Annotated in this window: 19 protein-coding genes; 12 read left to right on the top strand and 7 right to left on the bottom strand. The window is 35.8% G+C overall.

What is annotated here, in order from left to right; translation table 11 throughout:
* The first annotated feature begins 151 nt into the window (after nucleotides 1–151).
* The 3 genes from ACMGGO_RS05745 (at nucleotide 152) to ACMGGO_RS05755 (ending at nucleotide 3,520) form a co-directional block, all read left to right on the top strand.
* Nucleotides 152–2,104, top strand: a complete 1,953-nt coding sequence (locus ACMGGO_RS05745) for an LTA synthase family protein (RefSeq protein ID WP_420281652.1) — start codon at nucleotides 152–154, stop codon at nucleotides 2,102–2,104.
* A 317-nt stretch (nucleotides 2,105–2,421) separates the two neighbouring features.
* Nucleotides 2,422–2,634, top strand: a complete 213-nt coding sequence (locus ACMGGO_RS05750; RefSeq protein ID WP_054549999.1) for a hypothetical protein — start codon at nucleotides 2,422–2,424, stop codon at nucleotides 2,632–2,634.
* Between the two features lie 247 nt (nucleotides 2,635–2,881).
* Nucleotides 2,882–3,520, top strand: a complete 639-nt coding sequence (locus ACMGGO_RS05755) for an NAD(P)H-binding protein (protein ID WP_420281653.1) — start codon at nucleotides 2,882–2,884, stop codon at nucleotides 3,518–3,520.
* Between the two features lie 148 nt (nucleotides 3,521–3,668).
* Here ACMGGO_RS05755 and ACMGGO_RS05760 read toward each other — a convergent pair whose 3' ends face one another.
* Together ACMGGO_RS05760 and ACMGGO_RS05765 are read right to left on the bottom strand one after the other, a co-directional pair.
* A complete protein-coding gene (locus ACMGGO_RS05760; protein WP_048395071.1) occupies nucleotides 3,669–3,857 on the bottom strand; it encodes a hypothetical protein in 189 nt (62 codons plus the stop codon).
* Between the two features lie 336 nt (nucleotides 3,858–4,193).
* Complete coding sequence (locus ACMGGO_RS05765; RefSeq protein ID WP_048395072.1) at nucleotides 4,194–4,391, bottom strand: YjcZ family sporulation protein; 198 nt, start codon at nucleotides 4,389–4,391, stop codon at nucleotides 4,194–4,196.
* 388 nt (nucleotides 4,392–4,779) lie between these two features.
* On the opposite strand from ACMGGO_RS05765, the gene ACMGGO_RS05770 reads away from it, so the two are divergent.
* Nucleotides 4,780–5,310 (top strand): sigma-70 family RNA polymerase sigma factor, encoded by a 531-nt coding sequence (locus tag ACMGGO_RS05770; protein WP_115674162.1) that lies wholly within the window; start codon nucleotides 4,780–4,782, stop codon nucleotides 5,308–5,310.
* Nucleotides 5,311–6,306, top strand: coding sequence for a DUF4179 domain-containing protein (locus ACMGGO_RS05775; protein ID WP_420281654.1), 996 nt, complete (start codon nucleotides 5,311–5,313; stop codon nucleotides 6,304–6,306).
* A gap of 181 nt (nucleotides 6,307–6,487) precedes the next feature.
* Here ACMGGO_RS05775 and ACMGGO_RS05780 read toward each other — a convergent pair whose 3' ends face one another.
* From ACMGGO_RS05780 to ACMGGO_RS05790, 3 genes are all read right to left on the bottom strand, one after another.
* Nucleotides 6,488–7,978: a serine hydrolase domain-containing protein gene (locus ACMGGO_RS05780; RefSeq protein WP_420281655.1), complete on the bottom strand. Its 1,491-nt coding sequence runs from the start codon at nucleotides 7,976–7,978 to the stop codon at nucleotides 6,488–6,490.
* 170 nt (nucleotides 7,979–8,148) lie between these two features.
* Nucleotides 8,149–9,273 (bottom strand): hypothetical protein, encoded by a 1,125-nt coding sequence (locus tag ACMGGO_RS05785; protein ID WP_420281656.1) that lies wholly within the window; start codon nucleotides 9,271–9,273, stop codon nucleotides 8,149–8,151.
* Between the two features lie 385 nt (nucleotides 9,274–9,658).
* Entirely contained in the window at nucleotides 9,659–10,663 is a 1,005-nt protein-coding gene (locus ACMGGO_RS05790) for a hypothetical protein (protein ID WP_004226553.1), read from the bottom strand.
* Between the two features lie 224 nt (nucleotides 10,664–10,887).
* Here ACMGGO_RS05790 and ACMGGO_RS05795 point away from each other — a divergent pair, with 224 nt between their 5' ends.
* The 4 genes from ACMGGO_RS05795 (at nucleotide 10,888) to ACMGGO_RS05810 (ending at nucleotide 15,414) form a co-directional block, all read left to right on the top strand.
* On the top strand, nucleotides 10,888–12,555 hold the full coding sequence (locus ACMGGO_RS05795) for a spore germination protein (RefSeq protein WP_004226556.1): 1,668 nt from the start codon (nucleotides 10,888–10,890) through the stop codon (nucleotides 12,553–12,555).
* A gap of 21 nt (nucleotides 12,556–12,576) precedes the next feature.
* Nucleotides 12,577–13,674: a spore germination protein gene (locus ACMGGO_RS05800; RefSeq protein ID WP_004226558.1), complete on the top strand. Its 1,098-nt coding sequence runs from the start codon at nucleotides 12,577–12,579 to the stop codon at nucleotides 13,672–13,674.
* Entirely contained in the window at nucleotides 13,671–14,861 is a 1,191-nt protein-coding gene (locus tag ACMGGO_RS05805) for a Ger(x)C family spore germination protein (RefSeq protein ID WP_004226561.1), read from the top strand. Before ACMGGO_RS05800 ends, ACMGGO_RS05805 begins: the two co-directional genes overlap by 4 nt.
* A 91-nt stretch (nucleotides 14,862–14,952) precedes the next feature.
* Entirely contained in the window at nucleotides 14,953–15,414 is a 462-nt protein-coding gene (locus ACMGGO_RS05810) for an SAM-dependent methyltransferase (protein ID WP_404803711.1), read from the top strand.
* Nucleotides 15,415–15,481: 67 nt separating this feature from the next.
* Here the strand turns inward: ACMGGO_RS05810 and ACMGGO_RS05815 are convergent, their stop codons facing one another.
* Together ACMGGO_RS05815 and ACMGGO_RS05820 are read right to left on the bottom strand one after the other, a co-directional pair.
* Complete coding sequence (locus ACMGGO_RS05815) at nucleotides 15,482–15,646, bottom strand: response regulator transcription factor (RefSeq protein WP_420281657.1); 165 nt, start codon at nucleotides 15,644–15,646, stop codon at nucleotides 15,482–15,484.
* A gap of 10 nt (nucleotides 15,647–15,656) precedes the next feature.
* A complete protein-coding gene (locus ACMGGO_RS05820; RefSeq protein WP_420281658.1) occupies nucleotides 15,657–15,836 on the bottom strand; it encodes a hypothetical protein in 180 nt (59 codons plus the stop codon).
* A gap of 126 nt (nucleotides 15,837–15,962) precedes the next feature.
* On the opposite strand from ACMGGO_RS05820, the gene ACMGGO_RS05825 reads away from it, so the two are divergent.
* The 3 genes from ACMGGO_RS05825 to ACMGGO_RS05835 are packed head-to-tail and all read left to right on the top strand — an operon-like array spanning nucleotide 15,963 to nucleotide 19,325.
* Nucleotides 15,963–17,588 (top strand): flavin-containing monooxygenase, encoded by a 1,626-nt coding sequence (locus tag ACMGGO_RS05825; protein ID WP_420281659.1) that lies wholly within the window; start codon nucleotides 15,963–15,965, stop codon nucleotides 17,586–17,588.
* A gap of 20 nt (nucleotides 17,589–17,608) precedes the next feature.
* A complete protein-coding gene (locus ACMGGO_RS05830; RefSeq protein ID WP_420282316.1) occupies nucleotides 17,609–18,340 on the top strand; it encodes an SDR family NAD(P)-dependent oxidoreductase in 732 nt (243 codons plus the stop codon).
* A gap of 31 nt (nucleotides 18,341–18,371) precedes the next feature.
* Complete coding sequence (locus ACMGGO_RS05835) at nucleotides 18,372–19,325, top strand: alpha/beta hydrolase (RefSeq protein WP_420281660.1); 954 nt, start codon at nucleotides 18,372–18,374, stop codon at nucleotides 19,323–19,325.
* The last annotated feature ends 100 nt before the right edge of the window (nucleotides 19,326–19,425 follow it).

A 19,425-nucleotide genomic window follows, 5' to 3' on the forward strand; every position in this document is an offset into this window, starting at 1 on the left:
AACTTGACAGAAGTTTAAATGGGGAGTACTATACATTGGTCGCGAAAAAAGCTATTGTAACGTAACATTTTTTAAAGTGCCATACAGTACTTATCAGTTAAGTTCATATATATCTAGATTTTAATTTAATCAGTAAAAGGTAGGTGCAAAAATGAAAAATCTAGCAAATAAAAAAGATAACCTATTACAAAACTTTTTAGGAATTTATATAGTAGCAGTATTAATGTTATGGATTAAAACATACATCTCTCAACTATCACAATTTGACTTAGGTGTAGAAGGAATCATTCAACAATTCCTTTTACTAATAAATCCGCTGGGCTCAGCAATGCTATTTCTAGGATTTTCATTTTTATTTAAAGGAAAAAGAAAATACACATCACTCGTTGTTGTCTACACTTTGATGTCTATTGTTTTATATGCCAATATTGTCTATTACCGATTCTTTAGTGATTTCATTACATTACCTACACTTTCTCAAACGCAGAACTTTGGAGATTTAGGCGGCAGTGTTCTTTCTTTATTAAAGCCTTATGATATCTTGTTCTTTGTGGATGTAATGGTTATGTTTTATCTACGATTCTCTAAAAAAATCCAAAAAGATACCAAACGTTTTGGCTATAAAAAAGGAATGGCAATCATTGCCTTTGCATTAGCGGTATCAATTCTTAATTTAGGACTAGCTGAAACTAATCGTCCTCAACTATTAACACGAGGTTTTGATAGAAACTATATTGTGAAATATCTAGGGATGTATAACTATACGATTTATGACTCAATTGAAACGATGAAAGCCTCTTCTCAGAGAGCTTTGGCAGATAGTAGTGATATTACTGAAGTAATTAACTATACAAAGTCAAACTACGCCAAACCGAATGCCCAATATTTTGGTGCAGCAAAGGGAATGAACGTTATCTATTTACATTTAGAATCATTCCAAAACTTTTTAATCGACTATAAATTAAATGGTGAAGAAGTAACACCATTTTTAAATTCATTAGCAAAAGATAAGAATACATTGTATTTTGATAATTTCTTCCATCAAACAGGTCAAGGGAAAACATCTGATGCAGAATTTATGCTTGAAAATTCTTTATTTGGATTACCACAAGGATCTGCTTATATTACAAAAGCACAAAATACGTATCAGGCAGCTCCTAGTATTTTAAAAGATTATGGTTATACATCAGCTGTATTCCATGGTAATAACGGAAGCTTCTGGAATAGAAATGTAATTTATAAATCATTTGGCTTCGACAAATTCTTCGATGCTAGTTACTATAACACAGGTACTTCAGAGGACATGGCTGAATATGGTTTGTTAGATAAACCATTCTTTGAACAATCTCAAAGTCTTTTAAGCTCCTTACCACAACCTTTTTATACAAAATTAATTACGGTAGGGAATCACTATCCATATAAAATGAATCAAGACTTAGTGACAATTGATAAAGCTAATACAGGCGATGCAAGCGTTGATAATTATTTCCAAACAGCTCGTTATGCAGACGAAGCAATTCAACAGGTCTTCCAGCAATTAAAGGAATCAGGATTATATGATCATTCAATGATTGTTCTTTATGGTGACCATTACGGTATTTCCGATAATCATAATAAAGCGATGGAACAAGTCATTGGAAAAGAGATTACACCATATGAAAGTGCTAATTTACAACGTGTACCATTATTTATACATGTTCCAGGCATACAAGGTGGGATCAACCATAGCTATGGTGGCCAAACAGACCTACTGCCAACGTTATTGCATTTACTAGGAATTGATTCACAACAATTTGTTCAATTTGGTTCAGACTTATTATCAGAAGAGCATGATGAAATTGTACCATTTAGAAATGGCGATTTTGTCAGTCCTACTATTTATTCAATTAATGAAAAATATTATGATAATAAAACAGGCTTACCATTAGACGACAGTCAATTAGAGGAAGCAAAGACGATTAAAAATGAAGTAGATCATAAATTGGCGTTATCTGATAGAGTCGTAAATGGTGACTTATTGAGATTCTATACGCCAACAGGTTATACGCCAGTTGATCCTTCTCAATATAATTACTCTCCTGATGAGAACGTAGAGTCTAAATAATTTAAGGCAGTTCAAGGAATTGTGTACGATATCAAAGTCTATAGGATATCATACCATTACCTTGAATTGCTTTTTTATTGGTCATTTTGAATAAGTATGGCAATACCAAGATTTTATATTCTCCTTAAGGTTCAAATAGAAAATTGGACTAACTGAAAAAGCGATTCAATCCTTTAATAGTAAGGGGTTGAATCGCTTTTATTAGTAAGGAGAGGAACAAACATGATGGCACTCATCATCCTTACTTATTTCTTTTTAAAGAATAATTTAGATGAAAAAAGGAAAGAAATAGGTGTAAATTTGAGGAGTTGATCGGGATGGAATTTTATAAAGACATAGTCATTTACTGTTATAGTTGTCGTAAAAAGACTGTATTTACATGTAAAGATACACATGAAAAAAAGGGTGTAGATAGTCACTGCAGTGAATGTACAGGTATTTGGTTTGAATGGCAAAACCGAGCTGTCGAGAGAGAAATGGAGAAGTGGATTGCCTATAATAAAGACTTAGTAAATAATGTAAACCACTGATCTATTTTTTTACACAAGAGTTAAGTTGAATACACCTAAAAAGCGTATTATCAAGTTAGTACGATGAGGCGTTGAAGTGCCATTTTCTTTTAAGGGAGTGGTTCTTTTTCTTTTGCTTAGACAAAAGCTCTAGCTAGAATGAACAAAATTACTATTCCTTTATCTCATTTGATTAAGAGACGTGAATAATTGAATCTAAACCGTGATTTTCCCGTATACATATTATTATGATAATTAGGGGGGCATCATGGACGTTTATAAAAAGATAGCAATTATCGGTGGAACAGGTAAAGCGGGGCGTTACATTGCTTCTAAAGCATTAGAGAAAGGGTATCACGTACGGATGCTTGTTAGAAACCCAGAAAAGTTAGTTTTCAGAGACAGTAGGATTGAGGTAATAGAAGGAAATGTACAAAATATCGAGGATCTTCAAAAGCTATTAAAAGATTGTCAAATCGTTATCAATACTTTTGGTCAACCAATGAAAGAAAAACCGATTTATAGTAAAGTAACGGAAAGTATATTTGGAGTCATGTCTGATTTACATATGGATCGTTATATTGGGGTAACGGGTGGATCGCTAACCATTGCTGGAGATACAAAGAGTATTATAAATAGAATGGGTGCAAAGATATTTGAAATTATTTATTCAAAAATGATGGTGGATAAGAAAAAAGAATGGCATCTCCTTAGCCATAATCAAGTTATCAAATGGACACTAATTCGGCTTCCATTTATAGTAGAGGGAAATGAAGTAGGGTTCATAAAGGAAAATCTTAGAGATATGCCGGGTACAAAAATAACAAATCGGGATATAGCTACATTCATCATTAACCAAATAGAAAATCAAAAGTATGTACAAAAAGCACCGTTTATCTCCAATTAATCTAATTTAAAGGAGAATGCCACTTGGAGAGGGATAGGGTCAGCGCCTCAACTAAATGACTTTATCCCTTTTGAATGCCCAACAAAATTTTCCTTTGCCTCAATCGTATTGGTACAAAAAATCAAATGATATCCTTTTGAGCAGTTTTTTAATTAAAACCTTCTCCAATAAACCTTCCAACTCCTCTCAACAACCAATAAATGATTCTAAATGGGAGGAAAAGTAATTCTGGTATCCAAATTAGTACATCAAGAAATAAGTCAATTAATGAATATTGATCTTTACGTCTCTTATCTCTTCTCTTTTTGTTTTTCCTTCCTTGCAACCATTCTCTCACATTACTCGACCCCTTTTACAAAAAAGTGCTGGCTTTTCTTAAGTAAGTATACGATTCATGGCTTTAGGTGGTTTCATTTTTAAAAAACTTTATGATGTAAAAGCGGATATGGGGCGTAAATGGGAGTAAAAATATTGGCTTATTATATTTCTTTAGCGATGTGTATTACCGCAAATGTGGGAAATGGAGAATTTAAAATTAAATAAGGTGAAAGACAAGCAGGTTTAAAAAAGGGTCACATAGGCTGGAAGTGACCCTCTTTGCTGTGGATGTATCGACATTAATGTGAGCTGCTATTAATGAAGATCATCTCTTTTTCATGTTTATCAATAAATATTAATATTCTTTTTGCACGAATGTTGCTCCGACAATAATCAGAAGAATGAATAGCACAACGATTAAAACGAATGTTGAACTATTGTTTTTGCCGCCATAGTCCATGCCACAACAACCCATACTATAACCGCCGCTATAGTCATTACCATAGCCTCCATAACAACAATTGAAATTACCCATGTTTCCAAAGTATCCCATCAAGATCTCTCCTTTCTTCAGTTTATTGTATGAATGCCGTTGAAAGAGAAAAGGGTATTCGTCTAATGAATCGTATTTAGGTAATTTTAAAGAGAATCTTGGGTGAAGGATGAGTATCACTAAACACTTGATAGGATGAAACTCAAAGGTGCTTGTTACAGCCTGATGATTAGTTGTCAATCCAGTCCAGAAGATAAAAAATAATTTTTTGATGCATGATGATGGAGCGGTTTTGAAACAGTAAGTCTATGTTTTTCCGTTTCTATTTTTAGCTACAATGTGTTGCGGAAAGGAATCATTTGTTTTTTTATTTAAATAATGTGAGAGTTTTCTTTCATTTGCTCGTTATTACTTGTAGAGAAGAAAGGAAAGGAGGTTTTCTAACTTCGTGTATTCATTAATTAATCAGCTACAAAAAAAGGATGAACAAGCTTTAAGAGAAGTGATTAACAAATATGGAGGTTATGTTAAAGCCATTGTAGTGAAAGTGTTACAGCCCAATCAAACAGCTATTGAAGAATGTATCAACGATGTATTTCTAACCATTTGGCAAAAGAGTATTCAGTTTACTGGCGATGAGATTGATTTTAACAAATGGATTGGCGTTATTGCAAAATATAAAGCGATTGATACATATAGAAGCCTTCAAAATAAGCCTAAAACAGTCGAGTTACTTTCATCAATTTCAAATAGCAAGGATCTACCAGAAAGAATCGTCGAACAAAAGGTACAAAAAGAGCAACTATTTATCAGTATTTTAAATTTAAGTAAAAACGATCAGGAAATTTTTCTCTTGAAATACTACTTAGGATATTCCAACGGAGAAATCGCTGAGATATTTGGTCTATCTAAATCAGCTGTAGAAAATCGTTTATATCGAGGCAAGTTAAAGTTAACAGAAGAGCTGGGAGGTATCTAAATGAACGAAAAGGACTTCATCGAAATAGATATTGAAGAGATTGAACCAATTGAATTATCTGATTGGGAAAAGATTAATATTGAAAAAAGTGTTTTACGGTCATCTTCAACCAAGAAGTATGTATTTAAAAAATGGAAGTGGGTTAGTATTGTCGCCATGCTCACATTTATTTTTACTAGTAGTAGCATTTGGCTACCTGTAGTGGCTAATCGAGTACCAATTGTACAGCAACTATTAAATAACAATGATAATCCCCAATTACAAGTATTTAGTGATAATGCATCAATCATCAATCAAATAGACGAAAGTAACGGAACCTCCATTGAATTAGCTGAGGCTTTTTTCGATGGAACGATTGTATCGGTTAGTTATGAAATGAAACACGAACAATCGATAGATGAACCCCCTCTATTTTGGAAGGGCGATTTAGAAGTCAACGGAAACAAGTTAGACGTACTTAGTCATCAAATCGTTAAAAAGAATGAGGCTACTTGGATTGGTATGTTTACAGCGAGAATTTCAGACAAAGTAATGGATGAAAAGGTAAATGTTCAATGGCGTCCTCAAGATTTTATAGGTATGGAAAATACGACTCTTGTAGAAGGAGCTTGGGATTTTCAGTTAGAACTTACACCAACCCGAGCCTATTCAAGAAAAGTAAATATACCATTTGGTAATGATCAATACCAGTTATTTTATAATCAAATAACAGAGGGAAAATATATAACCACTCTTTATTTTGAGGGAAATCTTGATTGGGAGACAGAATTTTTAATGGTAGACATAAAAGATAATCTTGGAAATGTATATGAAAATGTAGGAACAACAACTATTAAAAGCGGTTCTGGGCGAGTAAATGGTTATGTTGAGGTTTTTATACCTGATTCTACTATTCGAACGCTAATCATTACGCCAACTATAAGAATTGTTGATGAAAAAACATTAGAGCGGAAAGAGCTTGTTCCGCTCCCAAGTATTAATATTTCTCTAAAATGATATGGTCTGTTCCTACAACTTCTTTCCAAAGTGCTGAAGGAATCAATTCTTACCTTCAAAGATGGATGTAGTTGCAATGAATGATACAGGTCAGTATCTTTACCTTTAGCTCATATTACGCAGTATTCAGTCAAAATAAAGCTATTAATTGTAGCTAAATATCTTTTAAACTATTAAATTTTTAATTATTCCTTTTAGTACCAATCATCAAAAAGCCTATTAATAAATATAGAAGACTGGCCGAAATGGAGCTATACAACAGGAATGTAATAGAAGTTGGTGCCCAAACTTTAATAAATGTCCAATTTAAGCCGCCAAGTACTATGTTAGGCGTGATAAATAGTGCTGTCAGCATTGTCGCCACAAGTATAGTATGGGCAGATAATAACAATATTCTTTTGTAATTTAGATTTGCCATACTACGTTGTTTTTTATAAAGGTTACGTATATTTTGAACGAATAGATAACAGAAAATAATGCTGATTGCGATGATGATAGCACATATGATTGTTACAATTTTATCTAGCTTTTGATAGCTGCTGATATGTTGCACGTCAATCGTTTTGCCCTCCCATAAATCCATGACACCTTGTCCAATCGCTGTTGTAGAGCTTGTATTCATATTGGCTAAAATAGCCACGCCGATTTGTTCGTCAGGTTGCAAAATGAAATACGAGGAAAAGGTTGGATTCTCACCAGCATGGTATATATATGACTTTGTGTCCTTTTTCACAACGGCCCAACCGTTTGCATAGTAAGTATTCGTATCAAAAGGCTCCACTGTTAGATCTGGAGTATGCGATTCTTGAATTAAATTGTTACTGATTGAATAGATATCACTGTTTCCTACCTGTAATTTTAACCATCTGGCTATATCATTAGCGTTACTGATGATATAACCAGCGGGGATATTGCCACGATAGATAGGTGGTATGTATCGCTGCTCTCTCATTAGACCTATTTTATAGCCAGAAGCCATATGTGTGGAATGTACTTGGTGAATTCCTACAAAAGATTGATGCATACCAACAGATTGTAAAATTTTCTGTTGAATATACTGATCGAATGGCTGTTTTGCAACTTGTTCAATGACGAGGCCTAAGACATCATAGTTGATGGTTGCATATTCAAAAGAACTCCCTGGTTGACGATTTAGTGATTGATCCAGCAGTGTTTTAACTGTTAATTCAAGGGCATTATCTGCTGTGCTTTCTGGAATTCGAGTAATGGAATTTGAGGGAATTCCGCTAGTATGAGACAATAGCTGCTGTATTGTCACAGCTTGATCCTCGCCATTATAGGATAATGTTAACCAAGGGATATACTTTCGGACATCATCTGATCGTTTTAACAAACCTTGTTTTTCTAATTGTAAAATAGCGAGTCCTGTAAATGCCTTAGACGTGGAGCCCAACTCAAAAAGAGTATCAGAGGTAACAGGCGTTTTTGTTTTCGTATCTGCAAAGCCAAAGCCCCGTTGATAGACGGTTTTCCCTTTATCAACAATAATTACTGAAATTCCTGGGATTTTACTAATGGTTTGCTGCTCCTTAATAAACTGATCAATTTTACTAATTGTATCATTTGATGCTGCGTGTCCAAATCCGGGTGTGAACGTAAAAAATAGTAACATTACTGTCATCATCACCGATTTCTTCATGAATAATGTCATGTTGTTTTTCTCCTTAGAACGTAATGTGCTTGTGACAACATGGTTTACTGTAACAAGAAAAATAAGAGTAAACCATCGATTAACATGACTTTTTCCGGGATAACATGACAAAATTGTCACTTCAAAAAGGGCCACTCCTAAAACCAATAGGAGGGCCCTTAAAATTTTATTTAATTTGTTTCTGGCTCTGGCGTAAAATCTTGACCGTTAAATGTTAATTTAGATGGTGAGATAAGAATTTCTCTGTTCGCTTCATAGTAAGGGTCTAAAACTTTATAAAAGGCTTCCCATTGCTCGCCAGCTTTTTCATCTTCACCCTTTTGTTCAAGGGCAACTGCTTCTTCATAGTGTTGTTTTAATTTTGCGTAATCCGCATTACTAATGCTGAATTCGATATCTGCCATATATTCCTCGAAGGGAACTGGTTTAAAGTGTGGGCGAAGTATTTCATAGAATTCATCCCATTTCTTCATGGCCAATTCTTCGTCTTTATCTTTTTCAGCTTTTTGTGCCTCTTCATAGAGCGTTTTAAGTTTTGCAAGTTCCTCTTTTGTTAAATCGACGTTCATATCCGCCATATACTCTTCAAAAGTTAAAGGTGGATATAATTCTTGGTAATAAGGTTCAAGAATAGTGAAAATTTTATCAATGTTTGCTGATGCCTCATCCGTTTTATTTTCTTTTACATACTTAATCCAGTTACTATAAAGTGTTTTTAGCTGTTCTTTATCTTGTGCTTTGATAACAATATTTTTTTCAGCGAATGCAGCTTCATTAATAAATTCTTCAAAAGGCTCAGGTTGCCAATTTGCTAATTCGTAAGGTCTTGTGATGTTATCCATCGCCTCATAGATTCGTTCCATTTCCTCATAATTCTCTACTTTTTCAGCCTTTTTCATGTCAGAAAAGAGTTTCTCTAGTTGGACTAATTCTTCTTTTGTTACTTCTTTAGGTAAGCTTTTTTTATAGACGGCAAAGGTAAAGAAATCTGAGTAATCTTTCACAATACTACCCTCAACTAAAATTTCTTGCCCCTCTGCTAGCTTTAACTGCTCAATTTGTTTATCTGAGAAATTGTGTAAACCGATGTAGTAGTTTTTTCCATCTGTTCCTTTAAGGGTAATGCTGCCACCATCAAAATATTTAATGGTACCTGTTATTTTTTGTTCTATTTGAATCGTTACATTATTTGTTGTATCAACAGCTGTTGCACCGGCTTGAAGCGGTGTTAATACAGCCATCCCGAGTGTTAATGCTGAAGCTAATAGCCATGTTTTTTTAGCAGGTTTTTTCATATTTATCAATTCTCCTTTAGGTTAACTTCTGTTACCAATTATTAGACGTTTTACCAACTGAAAAAGTTTTAGCTTTTTGAAAAAAAATTCAAATAATTAAAGAGTGGAGGATTCATGATAAGGACCACTGTTTTAGTATCTGAAGTCTTTGGAAAATAGCTATTATTTACAGTTCACACCATGTAAAGGGTTAATTATCGAAGAAAGATTTACAAGGATTACAGTGCTTCTAGAGAAATTTCATGGGCACGAACTAAGGCGTTATTGCAGCTTATACTATTTTAAGCTCTTTACTCCTAATTGAAGATTTTAGGAGAGACGCTGTCATTCTAATGATTAATCTTATAAGATAATTTGCAGACACTTCCGTTTAATCCAAGCTCTTCTACTGCTCATCCTGAAAATAGATTTTATAGAATTTGCGATTTGTTGCCTCATCATAGCCAACTTCAATTAATTCATCTATTTGGTCGATATGTTGAATATTTACTTGGATTTCAATATTGGAATCCAGTTTGATTTTACGTTTGTATTTCTTTTCAGCCTTTTCTAGCGCACTATCAGAAATGACAGTCTCATAGGGTTTGACCGAATTAATGATGATATCTTTTTGAGTAGTGTCCGCTTGCTCAAAAACAGTTTCAATATAATGATTTACCTGAAACTCCTCTTCATTTCTAAAGTAATCCAGTGTTTTATTCAAGAGCCCAAGTTTTTCTGTGCTAGTATAATTTTCTTCCTTTAAAATGAATTTTTTGCATTCTGTTAATGCTAAATTGGTTTTATAATAATGCTCATCCGCTGCCTTAATTTTTAAAAATCGTTCTTGCCAATAAACAATATCTTCTTTACGTTTTGTTTTAATATAAACAGCAGGAGATTGATCCTGTCCCATATCAACAATAATAGCCATATTATTAATTTTCTTAACGTTAATGCCATCCACGCCGTTCACGATCATTTGATTGTGTTCATTTTTCACATCTAAAAACATTTCTTTTTCATCGATTTTGACAATAGCGAGAATCTTTTTTGCCTCATCTAATAGTAAACAATTTTCAAAAAGGCCAATAAACAGTTCTCCGCTTTTAATATTAGGATGCTGTGACACACTATGTAAGTGCTTGGCAATATTTTGTGAATGTTCTTGGAAGTTACTTTCCTGTTCGAAAATGGCGCTCGAATACGTAAAAACTTCATTGAGTGCAATAGAGCTTTCATGGAAAAATGCATATTGCTGTTCCAAATCAATTTTACTAAAAGCGAGCTGTGTAAAGGCTGCTTCTAACATGACCTCAGGTTGTGTAAAAACTTCTTCTCCTAAAATAAGCGTCTCACTCAAAAAATGCAGACTATATTGTGCTAATTTACTTTCACTGACTTCTAGCATAAATTTCACCTTCTAATTTTTCATAGTAGCTAGTATACCATAAGCTAAAGATTGCTTTTATAAGTACCAGTACTCATTTGAGGCTGGTTTTTTTATGGTCACCGAATGTTAGTGTCTTGTTATGAAAGAATGTTGAGGATTGGAAGTTTAAAATACTGCTGCTTAGATAAAGATAAAAACATGTAGAGATACTCTGTACAAGAGTACTAAAGAGGGTGATCAATATGTGGGAAAAGGTGATTTCCTACATGCCACATTGGCAAGTTTTTTTACAAGGTTTTTTAGCTTTTTTTATTCCATATTTAATTTATAAATTGTTTCATGTTTTTTTATTTGTTAATAAGAGCAATGGCAAAATTGAGATGAAAGAAAAAAGTGAACAAGGTGAGAGTGTACACATCCCTGTTCAAAAAACGTTAGAACAATTTACAGGGGATTATAATAAAGATCTTTTACAAATGAGGAAAGAACTTGGCCATAATTGGGATATTCATTTTAGAGAATTTCAAATAGGAAATACGGATAATCGTGCAGCAATCGTTTTTCTAAAAGGTTTATGCGATAAAGAATTAATTGACAAACATATTTTGAAATCATTAATGAATGGACATACAGAAAAGTCGTCTGTTTTAAGAGGTCATGAACTACAACATTCAATTAGAAATGAAATCCTACCAGTGAGTGATCTGCTAGAGGAATCGAAAGTCATGAAAGCTGTTGGCAAAGTATTAACTGGTTCCACTGTATTAATTGTGGATGGCATACAGAATGTATTTATCATTGGCACGGCACATGGCAAAACTCGAAATCTTGAGGAGCCTGTTTCTGAAGCAATGGTACGTGGACCAAGAGTGGGCTTCACAGAAAAATTAAGTGTGAATACCTCTTTATTAAGGCAGCATGGTGAGAATCGAAATTTGTCGATTATTGAGATGGAAGTAGGCGAACGTACGAAAAAAGAGTTGGTTTTAGCCTATATAGATGAAATTGTACAGCCTAATCTCGTCAAAGAGGTGAAGGAACGAATTGAAACAATTCATTTGGATGATGTTGCTGAATCGGGATATATTGAGCAATTGATGGAGGATAATTACCTCAGTCCATTTTCGCAAGTGCAGAGTACCGAACGTCCTGATCGGGTTATTGCTGCTTTATTAGAGGGACGAGTCGCAATTCTTTTAGATGGAACTCCCTTTGTATTAATTGTGCCAGTCACGTTTAATATGCTACTGCAATCACCAGAAGATTACTATGAACGTTGGTTGTCGAGCTCTCTTATTCGCTTGCTTCGCTATTTTGCTGCAGGCATCTCTTTATTTGGCCCATCCCTGTATATTGCTTTTGTATCTTTTCATCAAGGTTTAATCCCCACTAAACTAGCGCTGTCCATGATGGCAACAAGGCAGGGAGTACCGTTCCCAGCATTGATTGAAGCCCTCATTATGGAAGTCGCTATTGAGATATTACGAGAAGCAGGACTTCGTCTACCGAAGCCGATTGGTCCGACAATGGGGATCGTTGGGGGACTTGTTATTGGAGAAGCCGCCGTACAGGCAGGAATTGTTAGTCCAATCATGGTCATTGTGGTGGCATTAACAGCAATTTCCTCTTTTGCTATCCCTCAATATAATGCTGGTATCACGCTAAGAATGCTACGTTTTGTGGCGATGTTTTCCGCAGCTTTATTTGGACTATATGGCATCATTCTATTTTTCTTATTCCTTTGCAGTCATTTAGTAAAGCTAAAGAGCTTCGGTGTATCATATTTGAGCCCAACTATTCCGTATCGAGCAGGTGATTGGAAAGATTTTATGGTACGAATGCCGTTAAAGATGATGAAGCATCGTCCTAAATTGTTAAAGCCACAAGATTCGGTCCGCAAAGGGGAATAAGAGAAAGGGAGCAAAACAGCCATGAACAGCAGTATGAAAGATAAAATAACGACATCACAAGCAGTTGTTATTATTATTAACTATATTCTTGCCACTGGGATTCTTACTTTACCTCGTGCATCTGTTGAAAAGGTAAAAACGCCAGATGTTTGGATTAGTGTATTTTTAGGTGGTGTCGTTGCAATGATTGCAGGTGTAATCATTGTGAAGCTAAGCCAACAATACCCTGACAAAACATTTTATCAATATAATCAAGATATCATAGGAAAGTGGTTAGGGTGGTTTATAAGTGCGTGTGTAATTGCCTACTTTTTTACCATTTCTGCCTTTGAAGTTCGCATCATGGCTGAAGTAACCTCTCTCTTCTTATTAGAAGGGACCCCCACTTGGGCGATTATTTTGCCCTTTTTATGGGTTGGGCTTTACTTAATAAGCGGTGGCATCAATACAATTGCTCGCTTATTTGAAATCATTTTTCCTATTACCTTTGTTATTTTTTTACTTGTGGCTTTTTTAAGCTTAGGGATTTTTGAAATCGATAATTTGAGACCAGTACTCGGTCTGGGCGTTGTTCCGATGTTAAAGGGAATAAAAACAGCGACCCTGGCATTTTTAGGGCCTGAAATTATGCTACTACTTGTGGCATTTATGTACCCATCAGATAAATCAAAAGCCGTAAAGGTTGTACTGGCGGGTATTGCCATACCTTTGCTCTTTTATGTCATCACGGTTGTGATGGTCATTGGTGCTCTATCTATTGAAGGTGTTATGACAAGGACTTGGCCAACGATTGAATTAATGCGAAGTTTTGAAATCCCTGGTTTAATTTTTGAACGCTTTGAGTCATTTCTTCTTGTAATTTGGATTATGCAAATCTTTGCTACCTTTACGATTACTTATTATGCGGCCACTTTAGGTTTAGCCCAACTGTTTAAGAAAAATATGCATCCTTTCTTATATGGATTACTGCCAATTATCTACATTATTGCGATGACACCTAAAAATATTAATGATCTTTTTACATTTGGCGATAAGATTGGTCATGCTGCATTAATTTTATTTGGTTTAGTACCGATAACCTTACTCCTTATTTCGAAATTGAAAGGAAAGAAAGCATGAAGCGAATACAATGCTGTGTACGTTTACTTCTAGTTGCGACGGTAACCTTACTTCTTACTGGATGTTGGAGTAGTAAAGAGATAGAGGATTTAGGCCTTATTGTAGGTACATCATTGGATTTAGAGACGGGTGATGTTTCCTCTGAAGAGCAACAAGATGCTAGGTATGCAAACAGACAGTTGCTAACAATTACCAATCAATTTGTTACGTCAGAGACAACGGTTTCTGGAACAAAAGAGGGAGCATTGCCAGGAAAAGCGTATAAAAATGTTTCTGAGACAGGTGATGCGGTGTTACCAACTTTACGAAATATGCTGTTAAAGGTGGATAAACGTTCCTTTGCTGAACATTCCAAAGTAATTATTATTGGTGAGGAATTGGCTAGTACTATCAATCTCCAGCAAACGTTGGATTTTTTTCTAAGAGAATTAGAAATACGGCCAAGTGGACTGCTCTTTATTGCTCGGGATCAGGCAAGTCAGGCACTGGAAACAAATGAACCAACTAAAATTCCTGCCTTTCAATTAGTAGAAATGATGGAGGGACATGAAAGGACGACTAAAATTTTGCCTCCGATGACCGTAGCCAAACTAGAGGGGAAGCTGTATTCAGACTCTAGCTTTTTATTGCAAAATGTGAGTACGGAAAATGGAGAAGTAAAATTTGCAGGCGCTGCTATCATTGAAGGAAAAACCAAAAAGCTACGAGGATTTTTAAATGAGAGTGACCTAGAAGGAATTGCATGGATGTCTGGCGATGCGAAAGGTGGTCTTGTCAAAGGCTTTGATGAGGAGTCAGGAGCACCCATTGTGTATGAAATTATTTCAGCTAAAAGTAAAATTATTCCACATGTAAAAGGCGATCAAATCTCCTTTACGATAAAAATTCAATCAGAGGGAAGAATTGCTGAACATTGGGTTCTCTCCGATAAAGCATTTGACAATCAATTTTTGAAAAAAGCAGAGAAATTATTTGAAAAAGAGATAGAACAATTAGTGAGGAAAGCACTAGATAAAACGCAACATGAATTTCAAACAGATGTTTCTGGATTTGACAATAAACTAAGAATCGATTACCCGAAAGTATGGCAAAAAAGAAAAAAAGAATGGGATCAAACGTTTAGTGAGGTTCCTATTACATGTGAAGTGAATGTTTCCATTAAGGATTATGGCACGTCAGGTGATTAACATCGTTAATCATCTTTTTTTCTGTCCAGTTAGTCTATTCTGGAATGAAAGGACATATAGTAGATATTCGAAAAGATGGGGGATAAAAGACATGCAATATACTATTCAATCAATCGCTACCGCTCGTAACAATCGGCAAATGTTAAAAGATGATCATTGGGGAGAGATTATTTCAACTATTGAACTTGCTGATCATATCCAAGAGGCGTCCTTAAAAGGAATAGAAGATTTTTCTCATCTAGAAATTATTTTTTATTTTGATAAGGTTTCAGACGATCAAATTCAATATGAGACAAGACATCCGAGAAATAATCATGATTATCCAGAGGTTGGCATTTTCGCACAAAGAGGTAAAAATAGACCCAATAAATTAGGAAGTACAATCGTTGCCTTGTTAGAGGTCAAATCAAGAGGATTAATCGTTCAAGGGCTAGACGCCATAGATGGCACACCTATACTAGATATAAAGCCTGTAATGAAAGAATTTTTACCTAAAGAGGATGTTAAACAGCCAGCGTGGTCAATAGATTTAATGAAGGCCTACTGGGCGTAATAAAATTGTTAAAGCGAAGACAATTGTGGGTTACTAAAAAAGGGGAGTAGCGTGCTCCCCTGATTTTTTAAAGAATGATTCCTTCTTGATAAAGAATGCTAATGGCATGAGAGCGATTTTTGGCACGCAATTTTTTGATAGCAGATTTTACATATTGTGTAATGGTTAATTCACTTAATTGCATAACATCTGCTATTTCCTTTGTACTATCTCCCTGCGCTACCTGTCTCATTACCTCTAATTCACGCTTGCTCAGAAAGCCCTTCTGCTACAAAGCCTATTGGAGAATACCTCAATAAATAGGCATCCTTGATAGGAAAAGCATCTAAATATACCTGCAAAATGTGTATCAACAGCTCTTCATGGTTGGCATAACTTTGTACTGTGTTGAAACGTTTTTGAATGGTATAAAGATTGGACATGACCTATCCCCTTTTTTAAGTATATACTACGCTTAAAATAAGGAATTTTCAATATTTTCTGTAAGTTGTAGTATTTAAGCTAAGTAAAGCCATATTTCTCTATTTTGGCGTAAGGAGGAGCAACAGGTGAGTAGTCAAACAATTAAAGAGGTGGATGCAGTTGTTCTAGGTGCTGGATTTGCAGGTCTGTATATGCTACATCAGTTGAGGAGTAAAGGCTTTTCAACCATTGTATACGAGGCTGGAGATGGTGTAGGTGGTGTTTGGTATTGGAATCGTTATCCTGGTGCTAGATGTGATATTGAAAGCGTCTATTATAACTACACATTTTCAAAAGAATTATATGAAGAATGGACTTGGACATCTAGATTTCCAGAGCAAGCGGAAATATTACGCTACTTAAATTACGTAGCCGATCGTTTTCAATTGCGATCAGATATCCAATTTAACACAAGAGTCACTGCAGCTCATTTTGATGAAAAACAACATAAATGGATGATTCATCTAAACGATGGGCAGTACATTTTAACAAGGTACTTTATTACAGGAATAGGCTGTCTATCTGCAGCAAATGTTCCTAACATCCAGGGGTTGCAACAATTTAACGGAAAATGGTATCACACGGGGCATTGGCCACATGAAAAGGTTGATTTTACTGGGAAGCGTGTAGGAATTATTGGGACAGGCTCAAGCGGGATTCAGGCAATACCTGTTATTGCAAAAGAAGCAGAGCAGTTAACGGTGTTTCAACGCACTCCACAATATACGATTCCCGCTCGTAACCATGCATATGAAGAGGACTTTATCAAAGAAACGAAGAAAAATTTTGAAGCGATAAAACGTTCCATGAGAAATTCGGTTTCAGGTACACCTTTTGCACAAAATCAGCAATCTGCAATGGAAGAACCTGATGATAAGAGGCAGGCGGTTTTTGAGAAAGCTTGGGCACAAGGTGGCTTTGCCTTCTCAGCTACTTATCATGACTTGTTAACGAATGAACAGTCCAATGAAAAAGCGGCAGAATTTATTCGCTCCAAAATACGACAGATTGTGAAAGATCCTGTGGTTGCAGAAAAACTATGTCCTAAGTATATGTATGGCACGAAAAGACAGGTTTTAGATAGCGGTTATTTTGAAACCTATAATAGGGAGAATGTTTTACTGGTTGATGTCAAAGAATCACCTATTCAAAAAATAACAGGAGAAGGTATTCAAACGGCGGATAACCATTTTGATTTAGAGATCATCATTTTTGCGACAGGCTATGATGGCATGACAGGGCCATTATTTAAGATTGATATCCGAGGAAGGAATGGCGTGTCATTAAAAGAGAAGTGGAAGGATGGGGCAGCTGTTCAAACCTATCTTGGACTCACAACAGCAGGTTTTCCTAATTTATTTATGATTACGGGACCAGAAAGCCCTTCTGTTCTCGTGAACATGCCGATTGCTATTGAGCAGCATGTCGAATGGATTGCCGAGTGCATGCATTATTTGCGTGAGCATGACATTGATCTTGTGGAACCAACAATAGAAGCAGAGGAAGCTTGGAGCACACATTGTCGAGATGTCGCTAATGCAACACTCTACGTCAAAGGTGATTCCTGGTATACGGGAGCCAATATTGAGGGCAAACCTCGAAGTTTTTTAATCTATCTAGGAGGATTTGATTATTACACAAAACATTGTAATGAGGTGGCTCAAAACAATTATGTAGGCTTTAAGTTAATGAAATTAAAATCAATATCATAGTTTGTGAGAGGGGAGCATATATCAATATGGAGCAACAAGTAGTCATTATTACAGGTGCTGGAAGTGGTATAGGAAGAGAGACTGCAAAATTGCTTGCCACTATGGGCAAAGCATTAGTTTTAGTGGATTTTGATGAAAAAAGTGGACAAGACACACTACATGCTGTTAAGGAATATCACCAACAAGCAATTTTTGTCCAAGCTGATATTTCACAAAGCAATGATGTCAAAAAATATGTGGACGCTGCAAAAGAAACATTTGGCAGGATTGATGCTTTTATCAATAATGCAGGTGTTTTAAGCCCACCTACACTACTGGGAGATTTAGAAGAGGAAACGTTTGATAGAATAATCTCGGTCAATCTTAAAGGGACGTTTCTCGGCTTAAAGTATGTATTAAAAGAAATGGAGCAACAGCAATCAGGTGTCATTGTGAATACATCCTCAGCAGCTGGTATACAGGGACAACCCTATCTAGGTGGTTATGCGGCAAGTAAGCATGGTGTAATTGGATTAACTAAAACGGCGGCCATGGAATATGGACCTAAAGGGATTCGAGTGAATGCAATTTGTCCCGGTGGCGTGAGGACAAACATGACAAAGGGATTGGCATCGAGTCCAGAAGAAGATGGACCATTACGTAGATTAGCAGACCCTACTGAAATCGCAAATGTAATCGCTTTCTTAATTTCGCATGAAGCTTCTTATGTGAATGGTGCTGTCGTCCCAATTGATGGCGGTTTAACATCGTAAAAACATTTTAAATAAGAGAGGAAGGATTTTAATGGAACATCGTATTGATTCAGAACTAAAAGAAACGTTAGCAATTTTTCCCCCATTAGATTTGGATAATGTACAAGCTACAAGAGACGGAATGGCAGCCGTTGCTGTGCCAGCTTCAATTGAAGAGCACATCATAGTAGAAAATAAAGTCATTCAAGGGCCTGATAATAATGATTCTCTTCGTCTTCGTATTTATAAGTCAAAAGAGCAAAAGGAAATATACCCAGGCCTGCTATGGATTCATGGTGGAGGCTATGTCTTAGGAGCACCAGAGGGTGATGATGTGCTTTGTCAGCGTTTTGTCAATGAAGCGAATTGTGTTGTAGTATCTGTAGACTATCGACTTGCGCCTGAACATCCTTATCCAGCTCCGCTTGAAGATTGCTATACAGCGTTAAAATGGGTAGCAGATCATGCGGTTGAATTAGGGATAGATCCTACCCGTTTAGGGATTGCTGGAGCAAGTGCTGGTGGTGGGCTCACAGCTGCACTTGCACTACTTACACGCGATCGAAATTATCCGAAGCTTAGTTTCCAAATGCCGCTCTATCCAATGATTGATGATCGCAATAATACCCCATCTTCATTAGAAATTACGGGACATATGATCTGGAACCACTCACTCAATCAAAAGGGATGGGAAATGTATTTGAATGGAGAAAATGGTAGCGACAATGTACCACCATATGCTGCCGCAGCTAGAGCGGATGATTTATCAGGTTTACCATTTACTTATACATGTGTTGGTCAACTTGATCCATTTCGTGATGAGACTTTACAATATGTAACCAAGCTATGTCAGGCTGGAGTAGATGTTGAATTCCACTTATACCCAGGCTGCTATCATGGCTTTGAGAGTATTGTTCCTACAGCCGCAGTCAGTCAAAGAGCTGTCACAGAGTATGTAGAAGCTGCTAAATATGTGTTACATCGAAATATTTCAGTGCCTTTATAAAAAATTTACGAAAATCCCGAAACCATAATCTACTCAGGTTTCGGGATTTTTTTGTTCAGCAAAATGATCTTTTAGCTAGTTTGTAATATCGTCTTTTAGG

The organism is Lysinibacillus sp. BNK-21, from assembly GCF_048684915.1.
GTDB lineage: Bacteria > Bacillota > Bacilli > Bacillales_A > Planococcaceae > Lysinibacillus > Lysinibacillus capsici.